This is a genomic window from Streptomyces chartreusis (genome assembly GCF_008704715.1).
Taxonomy (GTDB): Bacteria; Actinomycetota; Actinomycetes; order Streptomycetales; family Streptomycetaceae; genus Streptomyces; species Streptomyces chartreusis.
The window spans coordinates 504,119-517,526 of the sequence record NZ_CP023689.1 but is presented as its reverse complement, the minus strand read 5'-3'; the positions used below and the strand labels follow the sequence as shown (position 1 = coordinate 517,526).

Sequence of the window (13,408 nt, the reverse complement as noted above, 5' to 3'; positions counted from 1 at the left end):
AGCGGGCTCCCGGCGCCCGCCGTCCCTCCTCTTGACGCAGTCGGTCTCGTTACGCAACTCTGGAGGTCAATAGCCTTCAATGCGGAAGGGGTTGATGCGGGGTGGAGTGGACGGGCGCACGCTATGCGGACACGCCCACGGTCGAGGTGCGGGCGTGGGTCGACGCGCCGCCGGACCGGGTGTGGGAGATCGTCTCCGATTTCTCGCTGATGCCGGGCATGAGCGACGAGCTCCAGTCGGTCCACTGGCTCGACGGCGCGGCCGGGCCCGCGGTGGGAGCTCGCTTCGTCGGCCGCAGCAGGCACGAGGCCCTGGGGGAGTGGGAGACCACCTCGCACGTCGTCGAGTGCGAGTGTCCGCGCGTCCTCACCTGGGCCGTCGAGGACCCGTCCCGGCCCGCCGCCGTCTGGCGCTTCCGGCTTGAGGACAAGGACGGCGGGACCGACCTGTCGGAGTGGATGCAGCTGGGCCCCGGCCGGTCCGGGCTGTCATTCGCCATCGACGGGATGCCGGAGAAGGAGCAGAAGATCGTGTTCGTGCGCATGCGGGAGTTCGAGCGCAACATGACGGCCACCCTGGGCCACATCAAGAAGCTGGCGGAGGAGCGATGAGGACCGCGACGACGATCGAGGCGTCCGGCCTCGGCTCCTGGCGGCAGCAGGCGGACTTCGTCGCGGAGGCGGAGAAGCTCGGCCTCGACATCTGCTGGGTCGCCGAGGCCTGGGGCTCCGACGCACCCTCCGCCCTGGGCTACTACGCCGCCCGCACCGAGCGCATGCTGCTGGGCTCCGGCGTCATGCAGGTCGGCACCCGGACCCCCGTGTCCCTCGCCCAGACGGCGATCACCCTGTCCAACCTGTCCCAGGGACGCTTCCTGCTGGGCCTCGGCCCCTCCGGCCCCCAGGTGATGGAGGGGCTGCACGGCGTCCCCTTCGCCCGGCCGCTGGCCCGCGTCCGCGAGACGGTCGAGATCGTGCGGCAGGTCATCGGCGGCGGCAAGATCGACCACTCCGGCGACGAGTACCGCATTCCGCTGCCCGGCGGGGACGCCGTACCCATGAAGCTGTCGATGCGCGCCGAACACCCCGTGCCGGTCTACCTGGCCGCCCTGTCACCTGCCATGCTCCGGCTGACCGGCGAGGTCGCCGACGGCTGGCTCGGCACCAGCTTCGTACCCGAAGGAGCGGCGGACGCCTACTTCGCCCCGCTCGACGAGGGACTGGCCCGCGGCGGCCGCGCCCGCGCCGACCTCGACGTCTGCCAGGGCGCGGAGGTGGCCTTCGCCCCCGACGAGGAGGCGCTGGGCGCCATGGTGGCGGGCCGCAAGAAGGAACTCGCCTTCAGCCTCGGCGGGATGGGCTCGGCGTCCACCAACTTCTACAACCGCGCCTACAGCCGGCAGGGCTGGACCGACGTCGCCGCCGAGGTACGGGAGCGCTGGCAGGCCGGTGACCGGGACGGGGCGGCCGCGCTCGTCACCGACGACATGGTGCTCGCGACGACACTGATCGGCACCGAGAGCATGGTCCGCGAGCGGCTGCGCGTCTGGCGCGACGCCGGCGTGGACACCGTCCGCCTGTACCCGGCCGGTGCCGACCTGGCGGCCCGGCTCGACACGCTGGGCCGCGCGATCGAGCTGGTCCACGAGGCCGGAGAGCGGGCATGAGCGCGCGTACGTCCTTCGCGAACTGGCCGTGCTCCATCGCACGGACCCTGGACGTGGTCGGCGACGCCTGGACCCCGCTCGTCCTCAGGGAGGCGTTCTACGGCAGCCGCCGCTTCGACGAGTTCCAGGGCGAGTTGCGGATCGCCCGGAACACCCTCACCGACCGGCTGCGGCGCCTGGTCGAGGCCGGGCTGCTGGAGAAACGGCTCTACGAGACCGAGCCGCCCCGCCACGAGTACCTGCTGACGGAGCAGGGCCGTGACCTGTTCCCGGTGCTCGCCGCGATGGCCCATTGGGGCGACCGCTGGCTCGCCGGCCCCGAGGGACCGCCGATCACCTTGCACCACAAGGCGTGCGGCCACGACGCGCACGCCGAGGTGGTCTGCTCCTCCTGCGGGGAGCCGATGCACGCCGACGACACCGTCGCCCGGTTCGGCCCCGGCTACCCGGACCGGCTCAAGTCCCGGCCCGATGTACTGCGCCGCTTCGCACCGGAATGACGGGAGCCGGCAGACGTCCCGGGGTAACCGGTCCACCGGTTGATCACATCCGATTGGAGTGGAGGCGACCGCTCGACTCAGAAAGCGATGCCATGACCGCCGAACTGTCCAGGCACGCCGACGACGACGGCGTGGTGCTGCTGCCCTCGTCCGGAGCGGTCCGGTAGGCCCCGCCTCAGCCGGTCACCGGATGCGGTGCCGCTTCCAGAAGGGGCTCAGGTCCTCGTCGGACACGGACTGCGCGGCCTTCTTGAAAGCGGCGGTGGTGGAGACGCCGTACCAGTGGTCGTGGGCGTACCGCTTGAGGAGACGGGCCATGGTGTCCGCGCTGAGCGTGCGCTCCAGGTCCGCGAGGGCGCAGGAGCCGGCCGTGTAGACCAGGTGGTACTCGCCCCGGTGCGCGGCCCAGTACGCCATCGAATTGGTCAGCGCCGTACGGTCGCTCGGCCAGTCCACCTCCGACCAGCAGTCTCGGGTGTCCCAGCCGTAGAAGCGCGCGTTGGCGTACTGGGCGAAGCTCTCGTCCAGCCAGGGCGCGCCGTACTCGTCGTTGCCGACGACGCCGTACCACCACTGGTGCGCCACCTCGTGGACGACGGCGCTGCCCTCCTCGGTGGTGCCGAGCAGGACCAGGCCCGGGTACTCCATGCCGCCGCCGAACTCGCTGGTCATCACGAGGTCGATCTCGCCGTACGGATAGCGGCCGAACTCCTTGCCGAACCGGTCCACGGCGGCGGCGCCGTCCTTACGGGTGAGGTTCACCCCTGTCGCGGACGTCTCGGGTGCCCAGTACGACTTCACGCGCACGCCCCCGGGCGTGGTCTCGACGGCGGTGCGGAACGGGCCCGCCGCCCAGGCGAAGTCCCGGACCCGCCGCGCGACGCTGACGGTGACGCTGCGGCCGGGCCTGCCGGGATGGGTCGAGGTGCGGCCGGTCGCGGGGATCTTCAGGTTCGAGGGGTGGTCGAGGGCCACGCGGAAGTCGCTCGCCAGGGCGTAGAAGCTCTCGCCCGTCGACACATACGGATCGAGGTGCCACCCCTTGGCATCGTGCACGGCGAGCACGGGCAGCGCGTTGCCAAGGAAGCGGAAGGCGCCCTCGCGGCCGAAACGGTCGTTGCGTTCGGGCACGGTGATGGACACGTCGAAGGAGACGGAGGCGCGCTCGCCGTGCGCGAGCGGTTTCGGCAGGGCGATACGCAGCGCCGTGCAGTTCACGGCCGGCCGGCTCGCGGTGCCTCCGCGCACCTTGGACACCCGGACCGCGGGCGGGGTGCCGGTGGCGGTGCCGCACTTGTCCACGCCGTTGCCCCACAGGCGCAGGTACACCTCTCGCAGCGGACCGGTGGAGGCGTTGCGGAAGGACACCCGCTGGCGGCCGGTCCAGCGGGAGCCGTCGGCGTTGCCGCGCAGCGTCACGTCGTAGCGAGGCCGATCGGGTGTCGCCGACTGCGTGCTCGGCGCCGTTCGGGCCTCGGAGCCGGTGCCGCTCTGCGTCATGAGCAACGCGAGGAGGACAACGAGCAGACGGGCAGCGGTCCTTGACGTCCACGCGGGTAACGAGGGCATGGCAGCGGATCATGCCACAAGGTGTGAAGTATTGGCCCAGACTGTGGGAATGGAGTTCTTCTGCTACCACCGTGACCGGCCCGGCTCCCTGCCGCTGCGCGAGCAGCTGACGGAGGAGCACTGGTCGTACATGGACCTGTTCGGCGACCGGCTGATCGCGCGCGGTCCGACCTTCGCGTCGGACGGTGAGACGCCGACCGGCAGTGTGCACATCGTCGACCTGCCCGATCCCGCCGCCGCCCGCGCGTTCGCCCTCGACGAGCCCAACTACCAGGCCGGCGCGTACCGGGACGTGCTGTTGCGCCGGTGGCGCAACATGCTGGGCCGCACCATGTGGGACTTCCCCGGCGGCCGCAGCGAAGGCAACCGGTACCTGGTGCTGGGCCTCGGCCCGGACAGCGCGGCCGACCCTGCCGAGCCGCCCGAGAACGACGAACTCATCGCGTACGGACCGCTGCTGTCCGACGACGGCACCGCCTGGCTCGGTACGGCGGCCCTGGTGCGCGCACCCGACGCGGAGACTGCGCGCACCGTACTGAAGCCCGACCTGTACGCCGATGTCGAGGTCCACGACTGGGAGTTCGGCGGGCGCCGCTGATTCAGAGCACCGGAGGCCGGAGCGTCGCGGGCAAGGGGCCGTCGGGGCGCACCGTGAAGCCGAACTTCGGCTTCGCGGGGCCGGCGGAGAACGCCACGACGTGGGCCGGCAGCAGATGTTCGAGCAGGACGGTCGACTCCCGTAGCGCGAACTGCATGCCCAGGCAGGCACGGGGGCCGATGCCGAAGGGGAAGTAGGCGCCGGTGTCGGTGGGGCGGCCGCCGGGAGTGAGGAAGCGCCGAGGGTCGAAGCGCTCGGGATCCGGCCACAGTTCGGGATCGCGGTGGGTGAGATACGGGCAGACCAGGAGGTCGGTGCCCGCCTCGACCCGGTAGCCGTCGAGGGTGTCGTCCTCGGCGGCGTGGCGGGGCATGAGCCATGCGGACGGGTACAGCCGGAGCGTCTCGTGGACCAGTGCCTGGATGGCCTGGCGGCGTTCCTCGGAGTTCTCCTCGCCGGCGGCGAGTGCCTCTTCGCGCGCCGCGGGGTACTGGTCGAGCAGCAGGTACAGCCAGGTCAGGGTGCTGGCCGTGGTCTCGTGCCCGGCCGCGAGCAGCGTCACCAGCTCGTCGCGGATCAGCCGGTCGGTGTACTCGGCCCGCTCGGCGCCGGCTTCCGTCAGCACATGCAGCAGACCGGGCCCGTCGGGGCCGATCTCCCCGGCGCGGGCGGCCTCGATCGCATGCCGGGCCACGGCGTCGATCCGGGCGAGATCGGCGGCGACGGCCGCCCGCCCCTCCTCCACGTCCGCGGGCAGCGTCGGCAGGGCCGCCCCCACGGCCTCGACGGCCTCAAGCTCGTGCTGGGTCTCGTCGTCGAGAGGGTGGCCGGTCAGAGAGCGCCAGATGGCGTCCAGGGCGAACCGGTGCATCTCCCGCCCGACGTCCAGGGTCTTGCCGGTACGGGCGTACTCGGCCCAGCGCTCGGCGGTCGCCCGGGCCGCCTCGGTGATCCGCCGGTCGTAGCGGCGCATCCCGGTGCCGGTGAACTGGGACTGGAGCACCCGGCGTTGCCGCTTCCACGCCTCGCCCTCGGCGGACAGGACACCGTCGCCGACCAGCAGCCGGGCGCGGTGGGAGCGCTTGACGTACGTCTCCGGGTGGCGGGCCAGCACGTGCTGGACGGCCCGCGGCTCGGTGACGAGAACAGTGCGGGCCGGCCCGATGCGGAACGCCGCGACACCACCGACGTGCTCGCGCACCTGCGTCAGCAACTCGACAAGCTCGCCGCCCTGCGAACGCCACCGCTTGACGAGCTCCGGTTCGGCTTCGGGCACCGTCCGGACCGAGCCGGACGGGTGCGGGAGGGAGCCGGGGCCGGCTTCGGTGTCCATGTGTCATCTCCTGGGTGAGCCGCTGAAGCCGGCCGCGACAGCGCGTGCCGACGCCACGGACTGTACGGGAGCCGACTCGCTCGATGGGGGTATGTGCGGGGGCGGTCGGGAGCACGGGCGACGCACCCGCAACACGGGAACGATCCGTCTGCTTGGCGCAGCGCTTGAGCGATCCGCCTACTGGGCAACCCGAGCACCCGGTTTGTTGTGCGGCCCTGTCAGCCGCCGTCCGCCGCTGCGCCTTGCGCAGGTTCCTTCGGGGGTGGCCAGCCGATGTCGCCCTCGAGCATGCGGCGGGCGAAGTCCCGGGCCTCGTCGAACAACTCGACGTGGCGCGCGGCACGTTCGGTGCGGAAGTCGTAGTCGTTGGGGTCGCGGTCCTCGTCCGGGCCGGTGTCCTCCTCGTCGTCCTCGAAGCCGTCGGTTTCGAGGTGGGTGAGGAAGGCGATCAGCTCAGGGCGGGTGCCGGGCGCTGACACGATCTCCTCGCGGACTCGGGTCGGGAAGCCGCAGGAGTAGCGGCTGCCGTGGTACTCGTCGACCATGCCGAGGAAGATCGCGTCGAGGCTGGGGCACGACGCCGGGTCGACGATCTCGGCCGGCAGTGGCTTCCTGCCGTCCCGTGCCCTGGGGTCCCAGCAGTCCTGTTCCAGGTCGAGTTCGAGCAGGCGTTGAGCCGCGCCGGACGTGGCCAGGTCGGTCAGGCCGTCGTCTCCGATGACGTTGTCGTGCAGGTCCAGTTCCCAGAGCTGTGGCAGCAGCGCCCAGGCCGCGAGGGCTCGCGCGCCTTGCGATCCGACGCTGTTGTAGGCCAGCGAGACGCTGTGGAGGCGAGGAGCGGAGGCGGTCGAGGCGAGGGACCGGACGTCGGCGTCGCCGAGCCCGCAGTCGGCGAGGTTCAGGGAGCGTACGGTGCGCCAGACGGCGGCGTCCTGGAGGGGCATCGGCCAACTGCCAACGGGATTGCACGCCACGTCGAGCGTGCCGAGTTCCGGCAGTCGTTCGGATGTCATCAGCGCGGCGAGCCCGTCGGAGGAGAGGCCGGTGGCCGCGAGCCGCAGATGGGTCAGCTTGGCGGCGTTGTCCGATGAGGCCCATGCCTCGGCGGCGTCGTCGCCGACGGGTTGGATGTCGGGGCGGGCGTAGTAGGGAGAGCCGCTCTCACGACCGCCGAGGTCGAGGTGTTCGAGCGCGGGCAGACGGACACCGGCCGCCAACTGCCGCGCTCCCTCGGCGCCGAGACGATTGCGGCTCAGATCCAGGTGGCGAAGGCGCGGAAGGACGCCGGCGGCGGCGAGTGCTGTTGCCGTCCTGTCGGTGGCCACGAGGTCCGTGAGCGCCAGCTTCTCGATGCGCTCGGCGTCGATGCCTTCGAGCACGCGCGCGATGACCGCGTCACCGACCGGCAGCAGTTCGAGCGTCAACTCGGTCAGCTGACGCAGCACACCACCGGCGACGATGGCGTAGACACCGCGCTCCCCGAGCCCCTCCCGGCCGAGACCCATCGGCGTGCCGCGCACCACGAGCGAGCGCAGCCCCGTGAGGTCCGCCCGCGCGAAGAACGCCTCGGCCGCGTCGTCGTCCTCGTCGATGACATTGCCGAAGTACGGCTTCCACAGCGGCTGACGACCGTTCTTGCCGCAGCGGAACCCGATCGCGAGACGGTCGAGCCGGGCGAGTTCCGGGCGGGCGGCGAGGTCGAGAGCCTCCTGCGCACTGCACACGAGAACGTCGACGGAGCGCAGGTTCGGCACTCGGCCCGAGCGCAGGAGGTGCACGAGGTCGGGGGCACGGAGACCCACGTGACGCAGCTGCCAGGTCCGGCCCTCCGGCGGGCTGAACGGCGGCTTCTTGAAATGCCACATGTCCTCGTCGACGCCCACCAGACTCAGCGATTCCAACCGGGTGAGGGCATCGTGCCCGGCTATCCTCGCGACCAACTCGCCGTCCGAGCCGGTGAGCCCGCCGATCCGGACCGAGCGCAGGTTCTCCCAGTGGTCCAGCGTCGCGGCCAGCACTTCGAGTTGCTCGCTCGCGTACCAGCCGAGGTCGAGCCGGGTCACCCCGCGCACTTCCGCGCAGGAGCGCGGGTCCGGCAGAGCGGGATCGACCGTGCCGTTGCGCACCGACTGCGGAGCAAGGGCGCGCACAAGTCGCCATGTCGGCTTCGAGTGACCGGACTTCAACGCGGCGAGCCAGGACCACGACGCCTCACGCACCTCATCGGGCCAGGAAGCGAGCCGCTCCTCACAGCGCGACACGAGACGCTCGGGACAGCCCGCACGCAGCAGAGCGGCACACACGGCCCGAAACGCAAGCCTGCTCGGCGGGCCGTCCAGTACCTGCTCGATCTCCGCATCAAAGTCGATCACGGCCGTAACTTACTGCCAAGCCGACTGCGCCGATGATCGGACTCCGCGCGCACCCCTGACATCTGTCAGGGACCGTTGCTGTTGGCGGCCGCCTACGTTGCTGTGCGCACCCCCTCTGCCGGCCCGGACCAGCGCGACCCCGCAGAAGTTCCCACGCTTCCCAGCCGGCCTGCTCTCCCCTCCCCGCTTCCCCGTTCACACCCCACGCGAGAGGACGTCATGCGCAAGGCCGTGATCAGCCTGTTCCTTGTGTCGGCCGTCATCACCGGCTGTGACAGCGCCGAGCACTCACCGGCGAAAGCGGGACCCCCGTCAACCACAGGAATCCGGCAGCTGTCCGATGCCGAGCAGTTGCGCATCTCGGACGCACAGCAACGGCTGATCGGCGCGTGCATGAGAGGCCAGGGTTTCGAGTTCTGGGAGGCCGCGCGGCTCAGCATGGAGGAGAGCCGCACGCTGGGCTATGTGCTGGACGATGTCGCCTGGGCCCGCAAGTACGGGTACGGCAGCCGTCTCCAGGCCAAGGATGCCGCCGCCCGGGCCGCCAACCCCAACCTCGCCTACCGCAAGCGGCTCTCCGAGCAGCGGCGCAAGGCCTACGACGAGGCCCTGGACGGCGGGCTCGACGTACCGGTCATGTCCGTCGAGATCCCTGGTGGCGGGACCGTGCGCAAGCAGATGGGCGGTTGCGTCGGGGAATCCGAGAAGAAGCTGTACGGGGATCCCCGGGAGTGGTTCCGCGCGGAGAAGACCGCCGGGCATCTTCGCGCGCTCTATGTGCCCCGGGTGCTGGCCGACCGGCGGTTCTCGGCAGCGCAGAACGCCTGGTCGCGGTGCATGAAGCGGTCTGGCTACGACTTCAAGGACCCGGGTGCGTCCCGTCAGTCGGCGATCACGAAGTCCGACCGGGCTGCCGAGCCCAAGGTCTTCGAGGCCGAGCGGAAGCTCGCCGTGGCCGACGCCACCTGCGCCAAGGACACCGATCTCCTCTCCATCGGCGAGGAGCGCGAGAGCCACTACGTCGCTCAGCTGCGCGACCGCTACGGAGACGCCCTGGACACCTACCTCCGGTTGCAGCACCGGGCGCTCGACCGCGCCAAGAGGATCGTCGGTCCCCGGGCCTGACCACCCATCACTTCCACGACCCGTTCGTGGAACCGAATGCCTCACCCAGAGGCGGAGACACCAAGGAGTACGTCATGCGTAAATCAGCGACAGCCGCCATCGTCATCGCCCTGGCATCGCTAGGGCTCATCGCCCCGACCACCTCTGCCTCGGCGGCGGAGGACAACCTCTGCGCCTCGAGATGGCCGGGCCGTGACGGCAATGTGCGGGCCTGGGTGGACTGGGGCTGCAACGGGGACCAGCCCCTCGGCGTGACGCCGGGCGATGACCGCAGCTGGGGCGACAGCGCCGGCGCGTTTCAGGCGCCCGCCAACATAGTCGCGTCCTCGGTGATGAACAGCGGGTTCATCGGGGGGAGGGACGTCGTCGCCTTCTACTACGACAAGGACTACCAGTACCAGAACGGCTACGTCTGCCTCGCTCCGGGCGAGAAGTGGGCCGACAACCTCACGGACAACTACTTCTACAACAGGTCCGGACAGGTCGTGAACGACCGCATCGGGTCCCACCGGTGGGTCACGGCCTCCGAGTGCGCGGCGGGCAGCTGGCTCACCTGACCGGAAGCGGGACCTGATCCCGGCGCAGCGGGCGAATCGCCTTGAGTTCGACGTCGCACGGGCGCCCGCCGGTCTTTCGGCGGGCTCTGGTGCGGCGTCGTTCCGAGCCCGAACCGGTTCCTAGGCATCCGCCTCATGCGACCGCGGATCTGACCGCGAAGCCGTTCGCTGGTCCGCGTTTCCCTCGTACGTCCCCTGCGGTTCCGTCTCCTCCTTGGGTGTCACCGCGCGCCCGCCCGGATGGCGGATCGCGCACAGGAAGCCGACGCCGAGGGCGATGGCCATGCCGTAGAAGACCCATTGGTTGGCCTCGGCGAAGTCCATGCGGATCGCGTTCATCGCGTTCCGTGCAGCCGTCGCCGCGGGCCCCGTCCCCGTGGGCGTGCTGGAGTCGCCGTTGCCCGTGATGGACTCCGTGATGTTGTGGGCCACGTCGTCGGCGACGTTCGAGGGCAGGCCGCGGGATTCCAGGGTGTTCACGACGTTGTTGTTGGTGACGTGGGTCAGGATCGTGCCGAAGACCGCCATGCCCACGCTCGCCGCGAAGTTGCGTACGGTCTGGGTGATTCCGGTGACCTCGCCGTAGGAGGGCCCGATGGCCCGGTTCACGGCATCCGTGGAGGCGGGGGCCAGGATGAAGCCGATGCCCGCGCCTGCCAGGGCGGCGTACGGCCACTGATCGTGCATCGACAGGTCGGTGAGTTCGCCTGCCCACAGCGCGAACCCGACGGCGCCCAGCACCGTGCCCGCCTTGAGCGCCGGGCGCGCGCCCTTCTTGTCGAGGATCCGGCCGCCCCACTGCGAGGCGATGGCGAACCCGGCGAAGAAGTACAGCAGGAACAGCGCCGCCTGGTTCGGCGAGGCGCTCAGCGACACCTGGGCGTACACGGAGGCGAAGAAGAACAGCGGCACGAAGGCGAGCATCGAGAAGAACAGCACCGCCGCGTCCACGGTGAACGCCTTGTCGCGGAACACCCGCAGATCGATCAACGGGTGCCGCACGCCTCGTTCGTACCGGACGAACACGACGAGTATCACCAGGCCGCCCGCGATGCAGCCCCAGGTCGCGGCGCTGTCCCAGCCCCACGCCCACGCCTGTTGGAAGCCCAGCACGCACAGGCCCATGCCGGCGGCCATCAGCACGGCACCGGGTATGTCGAGGGTGCCGGGGCGTCGCCGGTCCGAGATATGGGCCCAGGCGGTCAGGGCGAGAGCCACGATCGCCACGGGGACGTTGACCCAGAACACCGCGCGCCAGGTCCACGCCGTCAGCCAGCCGCCCAGCAGCGGGCCCAGGGCGGTCAAAGCGCCGGACAGCCCGAAGAACAGGGCCAGCGCACGGCCGCGCCGCTCGGGCGGGAACACGGCCACCACCACGGCCAGTGCCGCGGGGAAGAGCAGTGCCGCACCGAAGCCCTGAAGCCCTCGGAAGGCGATCAGCCAGGCCTGTGCCGCGTCGCCCTTGGGGACGCAGCCGCACAGCACCGAAGAGATGACGAAGACCAACGTGCCGACCACGACGACCCGGCGCGGCCCGTACAGGTCCGCGAGCCGGCCGCCCAGCGCGAAGAACGCGGCCAGGGACAGCAGATAGGCGTTCACCACCCACTGCATGCCGGAAGCCGACAGGCCCAGTTCGCGGACGATGTCGGGGGCGGCGATGGACACAATGGTCTGGTCGATGAACGTCATCGCCACGGCGAACATCATCGCCGCCAGCGCCACGGTCTGGCTTGGTCCCGACTGGGAAACGGACGTGGTCTCGCCACGTCCTGGAGACGTGCCACTCACCCGTCCAGTCTGCGACAGACCGGCCGACGTCGCATCACCAGCGCCGGTCGCGCAGGTCGTGGCACCCGGCCCCGCCGGAGTGGGGCAGGCTCGTCGCGATCCGACGTACCGTCAATTGCCCACAGCGAGGACGTTCCTGGCCGTGGCGTGCCGCCCGCGCGTGTTCAACCCGCCTTGCTCACCGCGGCGTCGAGCATCGGGCCGAGTTCCCGGGACACGGTCGTCAGCGGCCGTACGTCCCGCTCCGCCCGGGCCATCAGGATCGCGCCCTCCAAGGCACTGATCATCAAGGTGGCGAGGCCCGCGGACCGTTCCTCGGGTACGCCCATCTCCGCCAGGGCACGGCCCACCGGCCCGGTCCAGGTCGCGAACGCGGCGGCCACCGCCTCTCGGGTCGATTCCGTGGACTGCGCACAGTCCACGGTGGCCGCCGCCACGGGGCAGCCGCCCGCGAACCCGACGGCCTCGTACTCGTCGGTCCACTGGCGCACCATCTCGGCGAACAGTCCGCTCGGCGTCGGCTCGGGCAGCAGGGCGAGGAAGCGGGCGACCCGGTTGCCGGCGTACCGGCCCGCCCAACCGACGGCCTCGTTGACCAACTGTTCCTTGCCGCCGGGGAAGTAGTGCTGGAGCGAGCCGCGCGGCGCGGAGGCGTGTGCGGCGACCTCGCGCATTCCCGCGGCGGCCACACCCTCCCGCCGGATGAGCTGGGCCGCGCTGAAGACCATCCGCTCGCGCGGCCCCCGTTCGGACACCGCCATCCCGACCACCGTCCCCGCCGCATCCGCACCCTCGAAGCTGACGCCTCCCATCCTATGACAGCGGTCATATCGACCAGTACTATGACCGCTGTCATAGAGGTGGTGGTCGTGGCGGCGACCAGGTCTCGATACGGGGGCGCGGAACAACCGGGACCGCGGAACGTGCGACAGCGAAATGGAAGCGGCGGTGCATCGTGTACGTGGGTTTCATCGGCCTCGGCGTCATGGGACGGCCCATGGCGCTCAACCTGGCCCGTGCGGGAACGCCCCTCGTCGTGTGGAACCGCAGCACTGACCGCTGCGCACCCCTGCGCGCCGCCGGGGCCGAGATCGCCGCGAGCCCCGCCGAGGTCTTCGAGCGGGCGGAGACCGTCATCCTCATGCTGGCCGACGAGACCGCCCTCGACACGGTCCTCGGGCGCGGCACCCCCGACTTCGCCGCCCACGTCGCCGACCGCACCGTCGTCCACATGGGCACGACCGCGCCCGAGTACTCGGCAGCACTCCAGGACGCCGTACGGTCGGTCGGCGGCCGCTATGTCGAGGCCCCCGTCTCCGGCTCCCGGGTCCCCGCCGAACAGGGCGAACTCGTGGCGATGCTCGCGGGCGACGAGGACGCCGTCGCGGCCGTACGCCCCCTGCTCGCGCCCATGTGCCGAGAGACCTTCGAGTGCGGCGGCGTACCGGGTGCCCTGCTGATGAAGTTCTCGGTGAACCTGTTCCTGATCACCCTGGTCACCGGCCTGACCGAGGCGTTCCACTTCGCCGACCGGCACGGGCTCGACCAGCGCCTGCTCCGGGACGTCCTGGACGCCGGACCCATGGCGAGCGCGGTCTCCCGGGTGAAGGCGCCCAAGCTGCTGGGCCGGGACTTCGCCGTCCAGGCGGCGGCCGCCGACGTACTGAAGAACAACCGGCTCATCGCCGAGGCCGCCCGCAAGGCCGACATGGCGTCCCCGCTCCTCGACGTCTGCCACGCCCTGTTCGGCGAGACCGTCGACCAGGGACACGGCGGCGAGGACATGGTGGCCGTACTCCACGCCTTGGAGACCCGGACCGAGGGTGGCCAGGCACGGGCAAAGCACTCCCTGACCGCCGACCGGCAGTAGCGCTCACGTCGGTGTGCTGCAGCGAGC

At 70.9% G+C, this 13,408-nt stretch carries 12 protein-coding genes; 7 read left to right on the top strand and 5 right to left on the bottom strand.

Annotation, left to right across the window (positions count from 1 at the left end):
• Positions 1 to 101: 101 nt before the first annotated feature.
• Genes CP983_RS02130 through CP983_RS02120 form a run of 3 tightly spaced genes read left to right on the top strand, consistent with a single transcriptional unit; the run spans position 102 to position 2,166 of the window.
• Entirely contained in the window at positions 102 to 611 is a 510-nt protein-coding gene (locus CP983_RS02130; protein ID WP_150498292.1) for an SRPBCC family protein, read from the top strand.
• Positions 608 to 1,666 (top strand): LLM class flavin-dependent oxidoreductase, encoded by a 1,059-nt coding sequence (locus CP983_RS02125; RefSeq protein ID WP_150498291.1) that lies wholly within the window; start codon positions 608 to 610, stop codon positions 1,664 to 1,666. The genes CP983_RS02130 and CP983_RS02125 overlap by 4 nt, the downstream gene beginning before the upstream one ends.
• Entirely contained in the window at positions 1,663 to 2,166 is a 504-nt protein-coding gene (locus CP983_RS02120; RefSeq protein WP_125525104.1) for a winged helix-turn-helix transcriptional regulator, read from the top strand. The genes CP983_RS02125 and CP983_RS02120 overlap by 4 nt, the downstream gene beginning before the upstream one ends.
• Before the next feature lie 183 nt (positions 2,167 to 2,349).
• On the opposite strand, the gene CP983_RS02115 is transcribed toward CP983_RS02120, so the two are convergent.
• On the bottom strand, positions 2,350 to 3,666 hold the full coding sequence (locus CP983_RS02115) for a M1 family metallopeptidase (protein WP_150498290.1): 1,317 nt from the start codon (positions 3,664 to 3,666) through the stop codon (positions 2,350 to 2,352).
• Positions 3,667 to 3,784: 118 nt separating this feature from the next.
• On the opposite strand from CP983_RS02115, the gene CP983_RS02110 reads away from it, so the two are divergent.
• Positions 3,785 to 4,333 carry a YciI family protein gene (locus tag CP983_RS02110; RefSeq protein WP_150506339.1) on the top strand — a complete coding sequence of 183 codons (549 nt, stop codon included), beginning with the start codon at positions 3,785 to 3,787 and terminating at the stop codon, positions 4,331 to 4,333.
• 1 nt (position 4,334) lies between these two features.
• On the opposite strand, the gene CP983_RS02105 is transcribed toward CP983_RS02110, so the two are convergent.
• Together CP983_RS02105 and CP983_RS02100 are read right to left on the bottom strand one after the other, a co-directional pair.
• Positions 4,335 to 5,666, bottom strand: coding sequence for a cytochrome P450 (locus CP983_RS02105; protein ID WP_150498289.1), 1,332 nt, complete (start codon positions 5,664 to 5,666; stop codon positions 4,335 to 4,337).
• Positions 5,667 to 5,884: 218 nt separating this feature from the next.
• Positions 5,885 to 8,038 (bottom strand): leucine-rich repeat domain-containing protein, encoded by a 2,154-nt coding sequence (locus CP983_RS02100; protein ID WP_150498288.1) that lies wholly within the window; start codon positions 8,036 to 8,038, stop codon positions 5,885 to 5,887.
• Positions 8,039 to 8,257: 219 nt separating this feature from the next.
• Between CP983_RS02100 and CP983_RS02095 the strand changes: the two genes are divergently transcribed.
• Positions 8,258 to 9,163: a hypothetical protein gene (locus CP983_RS02095; protein WP_150498287.1), complete on the top strand. Its 906-nt coding sequence runs from the start codon at positions 8,258 to 8,260 to the stop codon at positions 9,161 to 9,163.
• A gap of 74 nt (positions 9,164 to 9,237) precedes the next feature.
• Positions 9,238 to 9,720, top strand: coding sequence for a hypothetical protein (locus CP983_RS02090; protein ID WP_107910445.1), 483 nt, complete (start codon positions 9,238 to 9,240; stop codon positions 9,718 to 9,720).
• A 120-nt stretch (positions 9,721 to 9,840) separates the two neighbouring features.
• Here CP983_RS02090 and CP983_RS02085 read toward each other — a convergent pair whose 3' ends face one another.
• Both CP983_RS02085 and CP983_RS02080 read right to left on the bottom strand, forming a co-directional pair.
• The gene (locus CP983_RS02085) at positions 9,841 to 11,430 is read right to left on the bottom strand and encodes an MFS transporter (RefSeq protein WP_150506337.1); all 1,590 of its coding nucleotides are present in this window, start codon (positions 11,428 to 11,430) and stop codon (positions 9,841 to 9,843) included.
• A 245-nt stretch (positions 11,431 to 11,675) separates the two neighbouring features.
• Positions 11,676 to 12,272, bottom strand: a complete 597-nt coding sequence (locus CP983_RS02080) for a TetR/AcrR family transcriptional regulator (RefSeq protein WP_150498286.1) — start codon at positions 12,270 to 12,272, stop codon at positions 11,676 to 11,678.
• Positions 12,273 to 12,466: 194 nt separating this feature from the next.
• On the opposite strand from CP983_RS02080, the gene CP983_RS02075 reads away from it, so the two are divergent.
• On the top strand, positions 12,467 to 13,381 hold the full coding sequence (locus CP983_RS02075; protein ID WP_150498285.1) for an NAD(P)-dependent oxidoreductase: 915 nt from the start codon (positions 12,467 to 12,469) through the stop codon (positions 13,379 to 13,381).
• Positions 13,382 to 13,408 lie beyond the last annotated feature (27 nt).

Bases quoted from the DNA above. Each gene is read 5' to 3' on its own strand.
- CP983_RS02125 (WP_150498291.1), top strand. From the start codon at position 608: ATGAGGACCGCGACGACGATCGAGGCGTCCGGCCTCGGCTCCTGGCGG.
- CP983_RS02120 (WP_125525104.1), top strand. From the start codon at position 1,663: ATGAGCGCGCGTACGTCCTTCGCGAACTGGCCGTGCTCCATCGCACGG.
- CP983_RS02115 (WP_150498290.1), bottom strand. From the start codon at position 3,666: ATGACGCAGAGCGGCACCGGCTCCGAGGCCCGAACGGCGCCGAGCACG.
- CP983_RS02110 (WP_150506339.1), top strand. From the start codon at position 3,785: ATGGAGTTCTTCTGCTACCACCGTGACCGGCCCGGCTCCCTGCCGCTG.
- CP983_RS02105 (WP_150498289.1), bottom strand. From the start codon at position 5,666: ATGGACACCGAAGCCGGCCCCGGCTCCCTCCCGCACCCGTCCGGCTCG.
- CP983_RS02095 (WP_150498287.1), top strand. From the start codon at position 8,258: ATGCGCAAGGCCGTGATCAGCCTGTTCCTTGTGTCGGCCGTCATCACC.
- CP983_RS02090 (WP_107910445.1), top strand. From the start codon at position 9,238: ATGCGTAAATCAGCGACAGCCGCCATCGTCATCGCCCTGGCATCGCTA.
- CP983_RS02085 (WP_150506337.1), bottom strand. From the start codon at position 11,430: ATGATGTTCGCCGTGGCGATGACGTTCATCGACCAGACCATTGTGTCC.
- CP983_RS02080 (WP_150498286.1), bottom strand. From the start codon at position 12,272: ATGGCGGTGTCCGAACGGGGGCCGCGCGAGCGGATGGTCTTCAGCGCG.